The organism is Oscillospiraceae bacterium (genome assembly GCA_025758045.1).
GTDB lineage: Bacteria > Bacillota > Clostridia > Oscillospirales > Ruminococcaceae > Gemmiger.
Genome location: CP107208.1, coordinates 1,517,480 through 1,532,390, shown reverse-complemented (window position 1 = coordinate 1,532,390; position 14,911 = coordinate 1,517,480). Strand labels below are relative to the sequence as shown.

At 59.6% G+C, this 14,911-nt stretch carries 18 protein-coding genes; 1 reads left to right on the top strand and 17 read right to left on the bottom strand.

Annotated features, from left to right (window positions below):
• Positions 1-610: 610 nt before the first annotated feature.
• From OGM81_07290 to OGM81_07220, 15 genes are all read right to left on the bottom strand, one after another.
• Positions 611-958, bottom strand: coding sequence for a hypothetical protein (locus OGM81_07290; protein UYJ44910.1), 348 nt, complete (start codon positions 956-958; stop codon positions 611-613).
• A 5-nt stretch (positions 959-963) separates the two neighbouring features.
• Positions 964-2,643 (bottom strand): hypothetical protein, encoded by a 1,680-nt coding sequence (locus tag OGM81_07285; GenBank protein UYJ44909.1) that lies wholly within the window; start codon positions 2,641-2,643, stop codon positions 964-966.
• Position 2,644: 1 nt separating this feature from the next.
• Positions 2,645-3,241, bottom strand: a complete 597-nt coding sequence (locus OGM81_07280; GenBank protein UYJ44908.1) for a bacteriophage Gp15 family protein — start codon at positions 3,239-3,241, stop codon at positions 2,645-2,647.
• Positions 3,238-3,696, bottom strand: coding sequence for a hypothetical protein (locus OGM81_07275; GenBank protein UYJ44907.1), 459 nt, complete (start codon positions 3,694-3,696; stop codon positions 3,238-3,240). Before OGM81_07275 ends, OGM81_07280 begins: the two co-directional genes overlap by 4 nt.
• A gap of 87 nt (positions 3,697-3,783) precedes the next feature.
• Positions 3,784-4,257 carry a hypothetical protein gene (locus OGM81_07270; GenBank protein ID UYJ44906.1) on the bottom strand — a complete coding sequence of 158 codons (474 nt, stop codon included), beginning with the start codon at positions 4,255-4,257 and terminating at the stop codon, positions 3,784-3,786.
• A 27-nt stretch (positions 4,258-4,284) separates the two neighbouring features.
• Positions 4,285-4,719, bottom strand: coding sequence for a hypothetical protein (locus OGM81_07265; protein ID UYJ44905.1), 435 nt, complete (start codon positions 4,717-4,719; stop codon positions 4,285-4,287).
• 18 nt (positions 4,720-4,737) lie between these two features.
• Complete coding sequence (locus tag OGM81_07260; protein UYJ44904.1) at positions 4,738-5,148, bottom strand: hypothetical protein; 411 nt, start codon at positions 5,146-5,148, stop codon at positions 4,738-4,740.
• Positions 5,141-5,509 carry a hypothetical protein gene (locus tag OGM81_07255; GenBank protein UYJ44903.1) on the bottom strand — a complete coding sequence of 123 codons (369 nt, stop codon included), beginning with the start codon at positions 5,507-5,509 and terminating at the stop codon, positions 5,141-5,143. The genes OGM81_07260 and OGM81_07255 overlap by 8 nt, the downstream gene beginning before the upstream one ends.
• A 13-nt stretch (positions 5,510-5,522) precedes the next feature.
• Entirely contained in the window at positions 5,523-6,377 is an 855-nt protein-coding gene (locus OGM81_07250; GenBank protein UYJ44902.1) for a N4-gp56 family major capsid protein, read from the bottom strand.
• A gap of 100 nt (positions 6,378-6,477) precedes the next feature.
• Positions 6,478-6,651, bottom strand: coding sequence for a hypothetical protein (locus OGM81_07245; protein ID UYJ44901.1), 174 nt, complete (start codon positions 6,649-6,651; stop codon positions 6,478-6,480).
• Positions 6,644-7,651: a hypothetical protein gene (locus tag OGM81_07240; protein ID UYJ44900.1), complete on the bottom strand. Its 1,008-nt coding sequence runs from the start codon at positions 7,649-7,651 to the stop codon at positions 6,644-6,646. The genes OGM81_07245 and OGM81_07240 overlap by 8 nt, the downstream gene beginning before the upstream one ends.
• Positions 7,652-7,671: 20 nt before the next feature.
• Positions 7,672-7,965, bottom strand: coding sequence for a hypothetical protein (locus tag OGM81_07235; GenBank protein ID UYJ44899.1), 294 nt, complete (start codon positions 7,963-7,965; stop codon positions 7,672-7,674).
• A 98-nt stretch (positions 7,966-8,063) separates the two neighbouring features.
• Positions 8,064-9,308: a PBSX family phage terminase large subunit gene (locus OGM81_07230; GenBank protein UYJ44898.1), complete on the bottom strand. Its 1,245-nt coding sequence runs from the start codon at positions 9,306-9,308 to the stop codon at positions 8,064-8,066.
• A gap of 67 nt (positions 9,309-9,375) precedes the next feature.
• Positions 9,376-9,570: a hypothetical protein gene (locus tag OGM81_07225; GenBank protein UYJ44897.1), complete on the bottom strand. Its 195-nt coding sequence runs from the start codon at positions 9,568-9,570 to the stop codon at positions 9,376-9,378.
• 141 nt (positions 9,571-9,711) lie between these two features.
• Positions 9,712-10,134 carry a hypothetical protein gene (locus tag OGM81_07220; protein ID UYJ44896.1) on the bottom strand — a complete coding sequence of 141 codons (423 nt, stop codon included), beginning with the start codon at positions 10,132-10,134 and terminating at the stop codon, positions 9,712-9,714.
• A 277-nt stretch (positions 10,135-10,411) separates the two neighbouring features.
• Between OGM81_07220 and OGM81_07215 the strand changes: the two genes are divergently transcribed.
• Positions 10,412-11,740, top strand: a complete 1,329-nt coding sequence (locus OGM81_07215) for an AAA family ATPase (GenBank protein ID UYJ44895.1) — start codon at positions 10,412-10,414, stop codon at positions 11,738-11,740.
• A 511-nt stretch (positions 11,741-12,251) separates the two neighbouring features.
• Here OGM81_07215 and OGM81_07210 read toward each other — a convergent pair.
• A complete protein-coding gene (locus tag OGM81_07210) occupies positions 12,252-13,136 on the bottom strand; it encodes a YitT family protein (GenBank protein UYJ44894.1) in 885 nt (294 codons plus the stop codon).
• Between the two features lie 12 nt (positions 13,137-13,148).
• Entirely contained in the window at positions 13,149-14,762 is a 1,614-nt protein-coding gene (locus OGM81_07205) for a peptide chain release factor 3 (protein UYJ44893.1), read from the bottom strand.
• Between the last annotated feature and the right edge of the window lie 149 nt (positions 14,763-14,911).

Sequence of the window (14,911 nt, the reverse complement as noted above, 5' to 3'; positions counted from 1 at the left end):
TGGTTGTCCTTTCTGAGATTGTTTGGATTGTATAGGGTGGCTTTGCGGCCCTGCCTACCTTGCGGCAGGGCCTTTTATAATGGGATTCTTCCGATAGGCCTACCTTTTTTGTGACCAAAAAAGGTAGCGAAAAAAGTCCCGCTGTTGCGAGGCAGCGGACCCCGCCCAAGGGGCTGCTCGCCCCTTGGAACCCCAAAGTCGTGGTCGAAAGACCCAAAGGCTAAAAAATGCAGGAGTGCTGCATTTTTCTTAACGCCTTTGGGCCCTTCTCCACATTGACCCCTTCGGGGCCTAAATTCCTCTATAACCATACTGTAGGGGCCGATGCTCGTCATCGGCCCGTTTTGGCCCCGGAGGGGTCAATCGGAGAGAAACAAAAAAGCGTTAAGAACCGTGCAGCACTCCTGCACGGTTTAGCTTTTTTGCTTCTCAACCTCCTCTTTGGGGTTCTTAGGGGCGAGCAGCCCCTAAGGCGGGCCTCCCGCGCTTTCGCAAGTAGCGGGCACTTTTTTCGCTTCCTTTTTGGGTGTCCAAAAAGGAAGGCCTACTCGCAAGATGCCGTTATAAAAAAGGGTTGCCGCAGGGTGGCAACCCTGACCAACCATCACCCTCAAAACTCAATCAAATTCAAACTAACATCCCAAACGCCTTTCCCTTCCCGGGCCGCGATCAGATCCGCGCTGCGGTCCCCCGCATACATCCTTGCCGTCCGCATTTCGCCAAAAAAGTACGCCACATCAAAGCTTTCCGGTTTTACCGCATGTAAGATCCTCGCGCAATCCGCGGTGGAGACCGCCGCCCAGCTGGCAGAGATCTTGGCAATGCCCTCCCGCACGCGGTTGCGCATCATCACGCCGTCCTCGGTGCGGCCGGTGTCGCTGCTGTCCAGATCGTTCAGCTGCACCTTGTACTCGTTGGGGGCGGGCAGTGTTACGCCGCCGATGGTCAAAATATCCATATCCTTCACCTCCCGCCGCTGCGCAGGCTGCGGCGCCGCTCGCTGTTGGCGATAACGCTGTCCAGCAACTCCTCACCGATGTACACGTTGATGGGCTGGCCGTCGTTTGCCCCATTCCAGCCGGCCAAAACTTCGGCCATCGCCTGCCGGATCGTGGCCAGCGGAGCCTCCACATTGGTGCCCGCCCCCTGATCGCCCAACAGCGCAAGAAACTTGCGATTTGGCGGGATGACCGCGCCCGCCGCCAGCGCCGGGACCGGCAGATCTTCCAGCCCGGCCACGACGGGCAGCCCCACCGGCAGGCTGTGGCCCATCACGGAACCGATGGCGCTGCCCGCTACGCTGCGCACCGAACTGATGGACGACAGCAGGCCGTTGACAGCGCTTTGGATGCCGCTGACCATGCCCCGCACCACCGACAAAATGCCGCTGACCGCGCTTTGAATCGTCGAAGTGATCTTGCTCCAAACGGTGGTAACGGTAGCGGCCATGGCGTTCCAGGCAGTGGACCACCGGCCCTGCAATACGGCCGTCAAAAAGTCCGCCAATCCCTGCAAAATGGTCAGGCCAATGTTGACGGCATCCGCCACCAGACCGATGGCAACGCCAATAACAGACGCTATACCGTTAAACACTTGCGCCACTACCGGGCCCAGCGTGCTGACCAGCCAGGCAGCCAGCGGCATCAGCACGGTGTTCCACACAGTCAGCACCAGGTTCATCACAGCGCCCAGCGCCATGGTCAGCTGCTGCCACAGGGGCTGCAAATGCTCGCTCCACAGGGTGCCGATCAGCAAAATCAGGTCCGTTAAAACGGGCTGCAGCACACCTTGCCACAGGGAGGTCAGCAGGTCGGTCAAGCCCTGAAACGCCTGCACCAGCCCATCCAGGATCGGCTGCCCATAGGCCTGCCACGCGGCCGTGATGCCGTCCATCACCCCCTGCCAGATCTCCAGCAGCAGGGCCAGCGCGGGCTGCACCACGGTGTTGACCAGCTCCCCGATCAGCCCACAAAGCCAGACAAACAGGTTGCCCAAAATTGTCATGGCCGCGCTGATGGTCCCACCCAGGATCGGCGCGAACGCCTGGGAAAAGCTGTTGGCCACGCCGGGCAGAAACACCGTCAGCAGGTAGTCGGCCAAGGGCTGCAGTGCGCCATTCCAAAGGTCCAGCGCTGCCGCGCGCACCGGCTCCCACACAGCCAGCGCGGTCTGCTTGATCTGCTCCCACGCGGCCTGCCACGCCGCAATGGCCGGGCCGTAATAGGTTTGCAGATACAACAAAAATCCATCCAAGGCATCCCGCAGGGTTTGCAGTGCCGCCTGCCAGATGCTCACCTCCCCGTCCGCTTCGGCCTTGGCCCTGCTGCCGGACCGGCTGCCGCTTTTGCGGGTGGAGCCGCCCGTTTTCTTCGCTGCAGCGGTTGTTTTCTCGGCATCCGCTTTCTCGGCGGCGGGGGCGCTCAGCCGGTTGATCTCGTCAAACTTGGCCAGGCTGCGGGCGCTTTTCACGCTTTGGGCGGCGGCCGCCCGCAGGCTGGTGCGCAGTTCGTCCACGGCGGCGCTGGCGTCGGTGCCCGCCGCGCCCACCTTTTGCAGCGCCGACGCGATCTTGTCCAGGCTGCTGCGCAGCGCGGCGCTGGGCACGTCCAGGGTCGACATCTCATCAAAAGAAATCGTTTCCACGTTACTTTCCTCTCCTTTCGTCCTCATTTAAAAGTGCGAGCAGACGTTGCTTTTCTGCGTCTGCTTCGGGGCTGGCGGGGCGGTGCAGGTCCACCTCGGCACGGTGGGCGCGGTAAAATTCACGTTCCCACGGCTCCAGTTTTTTGCCGCGGCGCAGCTTGTCCCGCAGGGCCACCACGGTGGCAAACGGCCCGTCAGCGATGCTGTCGAACCAGCCCAAAAAGCTCCACCAGTGCAGGTGGGGCAGCGCACGCAGGTCTTGCCCGGCCGCCCGCGCCGTGCCCGCCGCGATGAGCGCCGCATCCTGCTGCCAGTCCATCAGCCGGGGCGCACAGGGTCCGCCGTCGGGGCGACCTGCCTGCACAAATGTTGCCATTGCTTCACAGGCTTCTCGGTATTGCACTGGCGGCATGAGCGAAAAATCCCGGTAGAACAGCGCCAGCGCTACGTACCAACGCTCGCTGTCGGTCAGTGCAGGGTCAGCAGAACCGTCCAGCCAGCGCAGGATCTCCAGCACATCCCGGAAGTCGGTATGCACCCGCCAATCCGTGTCAGCAAAGTGTACGGTCTCGGGCAGCGTCCACAGGTTCGGGGTCATGCCTGCTCCCGCGCCGCGCGGGCGGCGTCGGCTTCCGCCCGGGCGTTGGCGGCGGCAGTTTGCAGGTGTTGGGCCGCGCCGTCCTGCAAAATCGGCGTGAGTGCGTCCAAAAGGTTCTGCACAACGCGCTTGCCGTTGGCGCCGGTGCCCGCCAGGTTCACGCCCTCCAGCACCTTGTCAAAGTCGTTCTCGCCGCCGAAGATCTCGGTCAGCAGCGCCTTGATGCGGTGGTCGTAGTCAGTCAACAGGGCCAGGCCCCGTTCCGCGCGGGCATCGTCCGGCTTTGCCGGCAGGGCCTTGAGCTGTTCGGTCAGCTCTGCATCCAGGGCGTCCAGCTTCGGGGCCGCAGCGAAGAACCTGTGATACAGGTTGGGGTCGCTGGGGTTGAAGCGCAGCACCGCGCGGTTATTGATGAGATATTCCTGCATGCCGGTATCGATCGTCAGGTTTTGCATTTTTCTTTCCTTTCTTTCAGCTTCCGTTCCGCGCCCTCCTGCGGCGCTTCACTCGTTTTAGTAGGATACTTCCGCCAGGCCGTCCCATCAGTCTGCCACAAACTTCTTCGTCTTAACGTCAAACTTGCCCTTCACCTTCACGCCGGTGTAGTGTACATTAAACGGGATCTGATACCCGGTGGTGTCGCCGCCGTAGCTGACGATCTCGATGTAGCACTCCTCGCGCACGGCGGGGTAGGTGGTGTCGGCGGTCTCGCCCCACAGCTTCACCTCGACGATGTCGGTCTTCAGGTCGTCGAGCACCAGGTCGCCGTCGATGATCTCCTGCAGCTTTTCAAACAGCGGGTCGCCGGCCTCGGCGTAGTAGGGGCTGACCTCGCCCTGCTTCTGGTAGCCGTCGATGGTGACGGACGTCTGGCCCAGGATGTTGGATTTTTTCTCAACATTGGCGGTCAGTTCGGGGCTGTATTCCTCCAGGTCAGCGCCCAGGCGGCAGTAGTTTTCTGCGCCGCCAAATCCGGCATTGAGGTAATGCGCCATGTATCTACGTTCAATTTTCATGTTTTGCTCCTTTTCGTGTTAAGTTTGCTATGTGTCGTACCGCATGGTGTACTCGGCCATCACGCGGATGCTGTACAGCGCGGTGCCGCCCGGGTCGGCGCGGTCCAGCTGGCCGCCCTCGGTGCGGACCTGCTCGGTGAGGGGTTCGCAGTTGCCCAGCCGAGGCGCGCGGCCTGCGGCGCTTTCGGCCGCGACCCACGCCTGCAGTGCCGCCAGGCGGCGGGCGTTTTGCAGGGCGGTGTCGGTGTCCCCCGCTGGCAGCGGCAGGCAGAGCCGCAGCAAAAATTCCGCACGGCAGCGCTGTTTTTGGCAGCCCAGCAGGTCGGTTTTGGTTTGCAGCACTTTTACGCCCCGCAGGTACACACCGCCGGTGCCCAGCCGCGGACCGGCCTGCCCCCAGGTGAGGGAGAGGTCCCCCAAAGTGGGGGCCCGGGCCAAAAATGTCAGCATTTCGTCGATCATCTTGTCATCCTTTCTTGTTTACCTTGCCAGCCGCCCGGCGCCCGCTCCACCGGCACTCCACCAGGCCCCGGCTTCCACATGGTGCACCGCCCCGCGCAAATACAACGGCAGTACGTAAGTTATCGCACCAAGGCCGTCCACCTCGGCCGGCACAAAGGACGGCCACGCCGCCCACTCTACCTCCGGCCCTTCGCCAAGCATCACCCTGTCCCCTGCCGCCAGCTTATAATCAACACGATATCGTGTTACATCCGTTTCGGGCACCACCAGCAGCATCGCCGCGCCGCTCTTGGCGCCGGCTGCATCGGGCATCTCGCGGTTGCCGATCTGGCAAAACACGTCGCGCAAAACATACCTGTCAACGCGCTTTTTCATCGGCACGGGGTGGTACACGGTCACGGTCTGGCCGTACAAGCCGCGCTTACGCATGCACCCACCGTCCAATCTGCAGGTAGTACCCGGCCTCGCGGCGGAAGTGCGCGGCCCGCAGCGCCAGGGTGGCGGCGCACAGTTCGGGCGGAGCGGTGTAGGTCTCGCTCACGCTGCCCACAGTCACCTTGGCCAGGCCGCGGGCGGCGTCCTCCTGGTCAAACTCGTACATCGCGTCAGCGACGGCGCACACCGCCATGGCATCGGCCTCTGCGGGGTCCAGGCCGGGGCGGGGCTGCACCGCGTAGACATCCCGCATGCGGGCAAGCTCGGCCTGCGCACGCCGGATCAATCGCGGAAAGTCGGCCTCCGGGATGTCCTCGCCCAGGTAAGTTTCAACGTAGTAACGATAATCCGGCACTGTTTCTTCCTCCTTATGCCTTGAACTTGGCCAGCACCACCTTAGCCTCGTTGGACAGCACGGCCACGTAAAATTCGTCGGCGGTGATCTCGGTGGTGCGGGTCTTGGGTTTGCGTTCGGTCTCGATGTTGACCTCGCGCTTGCGGTAGATGGTCAGTGCCGGGATCTCGTCGTCGACCTCGGGGTCGTCCTCCAGCTTGACGATGGGGCAGGCGTAAATTCCACCATCCAGCGGCACTTTTTTGCTGGGCACCAGGCGGCAGCCCGCGATCATGCCGATCTCGCCGGTCAGCGCGACGCCGGGGGTGTACTTATCAGCGCTCAAAAAGTCGGGGTTTTTGCGCAGCTGCGTGACCTGTTTGGGGTGGATGAACATGACTTTTTCGCTGCAGCCCATCTCATCCTCAAACAGGTCCACGGCGTCGACGATGGCATTGTAGCTGATGGTTTTTGCCGTACCATCGTAAATCAGGCTGGCCGTCTGCAGGGCGTCCATGCAATCACTGTCGATCTTGGCGGCGATAGCCAGGGCCAGCTGGGTGTTGGCCTCGCCCACAGGGTTGCCGTAGCCGGACAGCACGGCCTCGTCGGTCAGGCCGATGCCCTTCATGGCCTTTTTGATGGTGGCCTTGCGGGTGGAGGTGGTCATTTTTTCAATAGCTACCTCACCGCCCTCGGCCACGTCGGCGGCATCGCCAATGTAGGTGTAGGCGGGCACGGTGATGGTATCGCCCGGCACGCCCGCCAGGGTATCGTCGATCTTAGCAAACGGTGCTACGCGCAATTTTTTAGGAATCCGCGCAGAAACCATATCCGCCATCACTTCAGGATCGATCATATCGGAAAGCTTCGTAATAAAATCTGCCATGGTTTTTGTCCTTTCGTTGTGTGTACGTGTTGATTCTTTGTTGATTTGTTGTGCTTCGTTTTTGCGTTTGGCGAAGCCGCCTTTCAGCCAGCAGCCGCCCTCAAAGCGCCGCTTTCATCAAGGCATACCCCTCCGGGTCCTCCCGCTTGAACGCCACCCTCTCGCGGTAACTCATCCGCTCAAAGGCCGCGCGGTCGGGGCCGACAGGCACACTGCCGGTACCGGCCGCATAGGGCGCGGGCGCAGGCTTTCGGTCAAGCTTTTCTTCACTCATGTTTTTCACCTCCCTTCGCAGTCGGCATGTACTTTTCGCGCACAGCCTGCAAATCAGCCTCGGTCTCGGCGGGCAGGTCATAGTACCACGCCAGCGCGATCTCCGGCCGCAGCAGGCCGCTCGCCACCATCTGCTGCTGCTCGGCCCAGACGCGGCTTCGGTCGTACAGCACGCCGTCGCCCCAGTCGATGCTCAGCTCGGTCGGCCACCAATCATCCTTGTGATAGGCTCTATCCAGACACGAGCAGATAAACAAAGCATCGCCTGCGCAATCTTCCCACGCCTTCTGCAAACTGCGTATGGTCAAATCGTAGTCAACGCTGGCAGCGGTAATTTCGGTAGCGGTGCGGGGCTGGGTCTCGGCGTTGGTCTCGCTCAAAATGCCGCGGCGCAGGCTCAACAAACTCTCGCAGCTTCGCAAAATATCCTGCTTGCGGGCCAGGTAGCTGCCCTCCCGCAGGGTGGGGCTGTACACGGTCACACCCACGTTGGCGGGGTCGTCGGGCAGGCCCACAAACAGGTCATCCCGCAGCCCGCGCACCCCGGAGGCATCGGGCCGCAGCAGGTCCTCCGAAGCAAACACCCTCGACGCGCCGTTCAAAAATTCATGGTTCAGCTGGTCCTCGCACCGGGCCAGCGCGTGCATCAGCCCCACGGCGGGCGCGTAAATGCTTACCGGGTCGGCGCTGCCGTCCACGCAATTCACGGTGGGCATCCGCAGCACGGCCAGCCCCATGCAGGGCACGTTGGGCAAAAATTCATCGTCCGACAGCATTTTGCAGGCCGTCAGCGTGTCCAGCGGAACGCGGCGTCCCAACGCCTGGCCGTTGACCTCAAACAGCCGATTTTCGATCAGCGTGTTGTCCTCCATGTCGGTGCGGCGCTCCAAAAGTACATATTTTTTGCCGTTCTCGTACAGCGTCTGCATCATACCCACGCTAGTCAGATTTCCCTTGTCGTCGCGTCCCAGCGGCAGGTAGCAATCGCGCCGGATCGGCACAAAATGGTCGTCCACCACCTTCAAAAGGACTCGCCGCCGATTAAAGCATACTGCATCGCTGTTTTTGCCACCTTGTTCAGGGCGTCCGTATAACACTCCTGCGCCCAATCGTCGTGCTTGTCCCGATGCATGTCGTACTCGGCAAAAACCGTTCTGCATAGTTTCGATACGATCAGCACAGCCAGCCGCGCACTGCCGTCCTCGCCGCTGCGGGAAGCGCCGTAATATAAGTCCATCCACTCCCGCACCGCCCCACGCATCTTCACCGACGAACAATCGCTCTTTCCAAACGCCTGCTCCAAATAAGTCTGCATTTTGTCACTCCTTTTGCCATTTCTGTATTTATGTTGCAAACTTCTCGGCCCTGCCCGGCGGCAGAACGCCGAAAGCCGCCCGGCCACAAGCCAAAAGTTCACGTCCCGCGTCTCCGCCAGACACTTTCCACTGCATACCTCACCGCATCGATATGATGGTTCCCCGCATCGGGGTATCCGCCCAAAACCTCGCCTGTACGTGCATCTTTTGCATATTCGTACTCGCCAAACTCGCGGGCGGTGTCGGGGCATCGCGCCGGGTCGACCACGATCTCGGCCAAACTCTGCAGCCACTTCATGCTTTCGCGCAGGCTGCCGGGGCCTTTGCGGGCGGCGCGGCAGGGCAGGCCGGCGGCGCGGTAATCCGCGCAGGACTTCGGCTCGGCGCCGTCAGCGATCAAAAAGCCGCCCTCGTCGCCGCCCACACCACGCTCGATCAAAAGCTGTGCCGTGTCCGCATTGGGGCAGCGAAACCGCGTCAGTTCGTCAAAAATCACCAGCCTGCGCCGCGCCGGGTCGTAAGCGCAGGCGTTGTAGGCCCACGGGTCGGGCCACCAGCCCCAGTCCACGCCGTGATACATTCGGTCGAACGTCAAAATTTCGTCGTCCGGCACAGCGCGCAGCTGCAGGTTGGCAAACACGGCCGCACCGCTGCCTACCACCTCGCCGCTGTACTCATGGCGGTAGGCCTCGGGGTTGGTGGTGCGCAGGTGCTCGGCGTCGGCCCAAAAGCGCTCGCCCAGCAGGGCGCGGGGCAGGTCCTTATAGGTGGAGTGATGCACCAATTTTCCATCCCGTTTTTCCAGCGCGTAGCGGTTGACCCAGCTGCGTGCCATGGCGGGCGGGTTAAAACTTTTTAAAGTCAAACTGTAGCTGCCGCCGCGGAAAATGCTCTGCTCCACGTTGCGCACCTCCTCGGGGCCGTCGAACTGGTCCAACTCCTCGAACCAGCAGATACCGACGCTGCCGAAGGGAAGCTTTAAGCTTTTCAACTTGCCGGCATCATCCAGGCCGAAAAAGAGGATCTTCTGTCCGGTAGGCAAATAAGTACATTCCATCGGCGAAACCGTGCAGCGAAAGCAGGCCGTACACCCCAGCACATCGATGGCCCAGACCACCTGGTTATACACGCTGTTGCGCAGCGTGCCTGCCACTTTGCGAAGCACCACCGCATGGCAGTCCGGGTGGCGCAGCAGCTGCAAAACCAGCTCCAGCGACAGGTAGCTGGACTTGCCCGACCCACGCCCGCCCTTGGCCACGACTTCCTGTATGCCTTCGTTTTGCACAGCCTTATGGATCGGTTGGAATACTTTTGGAATTGTTTCTTTGAGATGAATGTCCATTTGTTTCGTTACTCCTTTCAATAGGCGGGCCGCATGGTGGGCGGAACACCGAAGGCGACCGCCAAAATCACACATCATCCACAATCACGACCTTATCAACCCCGCCACCCCGGTCGCCCAGGCCAAGATATTTATACAGCAGCTCCAGCGCCCGGAGCTTATCGGCAGTTTTAACAACCAAACCACAACCATCATTACAACCGTCATCAAACGCAATGCCCGCCAGCTCGGCAATGACGTTTTCCTCTGTTACCCGGTCCATTCCTGCCCCCCTTCCGGCAAAAAGTGCAAAATAAAAAACCCGCAGCGGGCAGCTGCCCTTCCACGAGTTTCGATGTTACCATTCTACCACGTTTAGTTGTACTTTGCAATGAAATCGCGCTGAAATCTTACTGAATTCCTTTCACCCTCCGTTCTCCGGCTCGCACACCTTGTTCACGCCCAGGCGGTGCAGCTGGTAAACGCGGCGCTCCACCAGGGCCAGCGCGTCGCAGATCTCGGCGTAGCTTTCGCCGTTCATGTAGCGGCGGCGCAGCACCTCCTGTGCCAGCGGATGCTGGATCTTCGCCAGCTCGGCCACCAGCTCGATGCGCAGCTCGCCGCAGCGGTCCAGTTGGTCGTTCCACATTTTCCGCGTTTCTTCGACCTTTTCCACACTTCGCGCCAGCCGTGCCGTGTCCCGCCCGGCCCCGGGCACGCCGTTCAGCCGGGTGCGCATGCCCTGTGCCTCGGCCTCCATCTCCTGCACGCAGCCCCCCAGAAAGTTCGCCTTCTCCCGCGCCTTCAGGTATCGCTGCAGCCATGCCACCTTTTCTTTGTACGTCATTTTCCCAAATGTCTCCTTTCTAGTGTCCGATTTTGTTTTGCCGTTCTCCTTGTCAGTACACCCATCATAGTACAACTACCAATAGTTGTCAATATACTTTGGCAGGTTTTATTTTTGCAGTCCCATAACAAGACCTGCAAACAAAAAATCCGCCAAAAATCCCTGCAGTAAGATTGCAGTAAATTTTCAGCGGTATTTCATTGCACAGTACAGCGCCCGCGCGTTATAATACTACTATAAGTAGTGTATTCAACAACATTTGTGTAAGGAGGACCCCATGCAGCCCAATGAATTGACACTTGAAGCCCAGATGTTCGATGCGAAGATCAACAGCATGGACAAAACGTGCCTGTTGGCTCCGCTTTCTTTTTTCGATGCCTGCAATGTTTCCACCGATGAGGAGCGCCTGCGCCGCATGATGCTGCTGCGCACGCGGGCCTTGCAGCTGGGCATCAGCGAGCAGGAGTACGCCGACCGGCGAGACAATTATACATCTCAGTTTGACGCCGACCCCAGCTATTGCCTGAAGATCGCGCGGATGGCGCTGCGCCGCCAGGCCATGCAGGAGCTTGGCTTCACGCCCATGGCGGACGTGGAAACGCGGCAGGCCGAGTACCTGATCGAGCCGTATCTGCCGCTGGACGCCATTACCATTTTGGCCGGTGTGGCGGGCATGGGCAAGACCTGGCTGGCGCTGAAATGGGCCGCCGACATCAGCACCGGCCGCGCCACCAGGGACGGTACGCCCGGCCTGGTGTATTATTTTACCCAGGAGAACGACCCCCACATCGTGCTTTCGCCGCGGCTGGAATCTCTGGGCGCCGACCCGGAAAACATCGTTATCATGCAGCAAATGGCCGACACCCCGGCGCTGACCATGTGCGACGCCCGTCTGGACGCGCTGGCCAGCCGCCCCGGATGCCGTCCGTCGCTGGTGGTGTTCGACCCAATACAAAGTTACCTCGAAAAGCACGCCAACATGAACCAGGCCGCCGACGTGCGCCCCATGATGGACCACCTGGCAAACTTCGCCGCCCGCTACCACTGCGCGGTGATGCTGGTCAGCCACATCAGCAAGCCCAACCTGTCCGGCGGCTCGGCCAGCGACCGCATCCTCGGCTCCAGCGACTTCCGCAACGCAGCGCGAAGCATCATTTTTGTAGGCTGCGACCCGGACGACCGCAGCCTGCGCGTCTTTGCCCAGGATAAAAGCAGCCTGGGCCCGCCCGGCCCCAGCCGCAAGTTTTCCATCCACGATGGTGGGGTGGAAATCATGGACGAATGTGCTTTAACGGCGGATGAGATCTTGCGGGCACAGGCGGGCGGCAACACGAGAGGGCCAGAGCCGGTCGTTGGGAATCGCGCCGTGGCATTGTTGGGCGAGTTGACAAATAACACAGGCTGGGTGAAGACATCCATTGCTATTGCCGACGCTAAAAAGGAGGTTATTAGTGAATCCATCCTGCGAAAAGCAGCCAAGAAAATGGGCCTCGAAAATGCCACGATTCGCCAAGGGCATAAAGGTGCTTATGCGATTTGGTATGACACAAAGAAAGTCCCCGAAAACATCATCGAGCAGCTGACCTTGGAGGCCGCGCGCGCGTAGATAAAACTCTACAACTAGATAAACAGTTCAATATATTGCATAGATATGTTAATTTTAACTGTTTTTATAACTGTACAAACAGTTGCAAACACCGGGGTGTTTTGCTAGTTTTAGGGTATATATAGGGTGCAAAAACAGTACAGGCAGTTACCTGCGTTGGTTTGCAGTAGATGGCAACGGAGCCGCCCACGGGCCGATGACGAGCATCGCCCCCTACAGAAAAGGCGTAGAGGATTTAGGCCCCGAAGGGGTCAATATGGAGAAGGGCCCAAAAGCGTTAAGAAAATTGCAGCACTCCTGCAATTTTTAGCTTTTGGGGCGGCTGACCACAACTTTGGGGTTCCAAGGGGCGAGTAGCCCCTTGGGCGGGGTTCGCTGCCTCGCAACAGCGAGACTTTTTTCGCTACCTTTTTTGGTCACAAAAAAGGTAGGCTTACCGGCCAGAAGCCAATAAAAAAGGGCGTTGCCGCATGGTGGCAACGCCCGTAAGGCAGCTATTAAAATCAAAAAATCAAATAGACCGAAACCCTTTACCCACGATCTCACTGCTGTTCACAATCGTAATAAACGCATGTTCATCCAGCGAATGTACGAACAGCCGTAATTTTTGCGCCTGTCCGCGGGTCAACACAGTAACCAGCACCCACTTTTCCTCGTGGGTGTAGGCACCCTGGGCCTGCTCCATGGTGGCCGAACGATGCAGCTGGTTCACGATAAAATCCCGCACCGGTTCCGGCTGGGAGGTCACGACGGTACAAACCTTCCGCAGGTTAATACCTTCAATCGCGCTGTCCGCCACGGTGCTTTTCAAGATCATGCCCAAAATGCAGTACAGCCCGGTGGCCGGCCCGTACAGGTAAGCCCCCGCCAGCACGATCCCTAAGTCGCTGACCATCAGGGCGCGGCCCACCGGCATGGAGGTGTACTTGTTCAAAATCATCGCTACAATGTCGGTTCCGCCGGTGGATGCGCCAATGTTGAAGACGATGGCCGCGCCCACGGCCGACAGGATCACCGCGTAGCAAAGCTCCAGAAACACATCGTTGGTCAACGGCGCACGTAAAGGTACAGCCCATTCAAAAGCGGACACATAAAAAGAAAGTGCAAACGATGAGTAAATCGTCCATCCCATGGAACGTATGCCAAGGAAGATGAACCCCAAAACCACCAGCACGGCGTTGACCACCCACATGAACGCACCTACGTTAAATCGCGGGAAGAGCGTCGCCAGCACGATGGACAGGCCCGACGTGCCGCCAAACGCAAAATGGTTGGGCGTTTTAAACAGGGCGATGCCTGCGGCAGTGGCCACAAGCCCCAGGTTCAGCAGAAAGAAGAACTCTGCATCCGCCCGGATTTGTTTCGGTGTAAGGTGCTTTTTTACCTCAGTCAGCACAAAGCATCCCCCTTAGAACGTCAGGTTGCCGAACTCGGACAGCTTCAGGTCGGGGTTATGCTGCTCGGCCCAGTTGATGCTCCACGGGCTGCCAAACAGCAGCAGCGGGTTGCCCTTCATATCCTCGATGGCGCGGGTGTCGCTGGTCAGGTCCAGGTGCTTTATGTCCAGCTCGTCCGGGTCATTCAGCACCCAGCGCAGATGCTCGTATGGCAGGGTCTGCATGCGGATATCCACGTTGTACTCGTTTTTCAGGCGGTACTCCAGCACTTCCAGCTGCAGCACGCCCACCACGCCGACAACGACCTCCTCCATGCCGGAGCCAAGGTCGCGGAAGATCTGGATAGCGCCCTCCTGGGCGATCTGCTCCATGCCCTTCACGAACTGCTTGCGCTTCATGGTGTCCACCTGGGTCACGCGGGCAAAGTGCTCGGGCGCAAAGGTGGGGATGCCGGCGAACTGCACATGCTTTTTGCCGGTGCACAAAGTGTCGCCAATGGAGAAGACGCCCGGGTCAAACAGGCCGATAATGTCGCCCGCGTAGGCCTCGCTGACGATGGCGCGGTCGTCGGCCATCAGGCTGGTGCCGGTGGCGAGCTTGATATTTTTGCCCTCCTGGACGTGGAAAGCCTCCATGCCGCGCTCAAATTTGCCGGAGCAGATGCGCAAAAACGCGATGCGGTCGCGGTGGTTTTTGTTCATGTTGGCCTGAATTTTGAACACAAAGCCGCTAAATTGTTCACTGCACGGGTCGACCAGCTCGCCGGTCACGCTGTCCTTGCGGGGCAGCGGGGTGGGGGTCAGGCGCAGGAACTCCTTCAAAAACGGTTCCACGCCAAAGTTGGTCAGTGCCGAGCCGAAGAACACGGGGCTCAGCTCGCCGTGCTGCACAGCGTTCAGGTCAAATTCTTCCGCTGCACCGTCCAAAAGTTCAATATCCTCCGCCAGCTTGGCGTGGTTGGCCGCGCCGATCAGCTCGTCCAGGCGGGGGTCGCCCAGCTCGGCCTCGATCTCGTCCACCATCTTCACGCCGTTGGCGCGGCCGTCGCTCTCAAACGCCAGCACGCGGCGCGCGGTGCGGTCGTACACGCCCTTAAAATCCTTGCCGCAGCTGATGGGCCAGTTCATCGGGTAGGTCTTGATGCCCAAAATTTCCTCGATGTTCTCCATCAGTTCAAACGGGTCGCGGGCTTCGCGGTCCATCTTGTTGACGAAGGTAAAGATGGGGATGTGGCGCAGGGTGCAAACTTTGAACAGTTTGATGGTTTGTGCCTCAACGCCCTTGGCCGCGTCGATGACCATGACAGCGCAGTCGGCGGCCATCAGGGTGCGGTAGGTATCCTCGGAGAAATCCTGGTGGCCGGGGGTGTCCAGGATGTTGATGCACTTGCCCTGGTAGTTGAACTGCAGAACAGACGATGTAACGCTGATTCCGCGCTGTTTCTCAATGTCCATCCAGTCCGAGACAGCGTGTTTGGCGCTCTGCTTGCCCTTCACGGAGCCGGCGGTCTGGATAGCCCCACCGTAGAGCAGGAGTTTTTCGGTCAGTGTAGTTTTACCGGCGTCGGGGTGCGAGATGATCGCAAACGTGCGCCGGGATTCAATTTCTTCGCGCAATGATGCCATTGGGGCATACTCCTCTACTATAAGTATCGTAGTATATCATACACAGTTTTAAGCGAAAATGCAATATTTTTTGAGATTTTTTAAGGCTGCGGCGGCTTTCGTTCCGCGCCACCCTGCGGCGGCGCACTCGTTTTAAAAAGAAAGAGGGA

Excerpts from the sequence above, each read along its gene's own strand:
- OGM81_07245 (UYJ44901.1), bottom strand. The coding sequence starts at position 6,651 with ATGAGTGAAGAAAAGCTTGACCGAAAGCCTGCGCCCGCGCCCTATGCG.
- OGM81_07260 (UYJ44904.1), bottom strand. The coding sequence starts at position 5,148 with ATGCGTAAGCGCGGCTTGTACGGCCAGACCGTGACCGTGTACCACCCC.
- OGM81_07205 (UYJ44893.1), bottom strand. The coding sequence starts at position 14,762 with ATGGCATCATTGCGCGAAGAAATTGAATCCCGGCGCACGTTTGCGATC.
- OGM81_07270 (UYJ44906.1), bottom strand. The coding sequence starts at position 4,257 with ATGAAAATTGAACGTAGATACATGGCGCATTACCTCAATGCCGGATTT.
- OGM81_07280 (UYJ44908.1), bottom strand. The coding sequence starts at position 3,241 with ATGACCCCGAACCTGTGGACGCTGCCCGAGACCGTACACTTTGCTGAC.
- OGM81_07215 (UYJ44895.1), top strand. The coding sequence starts at position 10,412 with ATGCAGCCCAATGAATTGACACTTGAAGCCCAGATGTTCGATGCGAAG.
- OGM81_07265 (UYJ44905.1), bottom strand. The coding sequence starts at position 4,719 with ATGATCGACGAAATGCTGACATTTTTGGCCCGGGCCCCCACTTTGGGG.
- OGM81_07250 (UYJ44902.1), bottom strand. The coding sequence starts at position 6,377 with ATGGCAGATTTTATTACGAAGCTTTCCGATATGATCGATCCTGAAGTG.
- OGM81_07235 (UYJ44899.1), bottom strand. The coding sequence starts at position 7,965 with ATGCAGACTTATTTGGAGCAGGCGTTTGGAAAGAGCGATTGTTCGTCG.
- OGM81_07275 (UYJ44907.1), bottom strand. The coding sequence starts at position 3,696 with ATGCAAAACCTGACGATCGATACCGGCATGCAGGAATATCTCATCAAT.
- OGM81_07225 (UYJ44897.1), bottom strand. The coding sequence starts at position 9,570 with ATGGACCGGGTAACAGAGGAAAACGTCATTGCCGAGCTGGCGGGCATT.
- OGM81_07230 (UYJ44898.1), bottom strand. The coding sequence starts at position 9,308 with ATGGACATTCATCTCAAAGAAACAATTCCAAAAGTATTCCAACCGATC.
- OGM81_07290 (UYJ44910.1), bottom strand. The coding sequence starts at position 958 with ATGGATATTTTGACCATCGGCGGCGTAACACTGCCCGCCCCCAACGAG.
- OGM81_07220 (UYJ44896.1), bottom strand. The coding sequence starts at position 10,134 with ATGACGTACAAAGAAAAGGTGGCATGGCTGCAGCGATACCTGAAGGCG.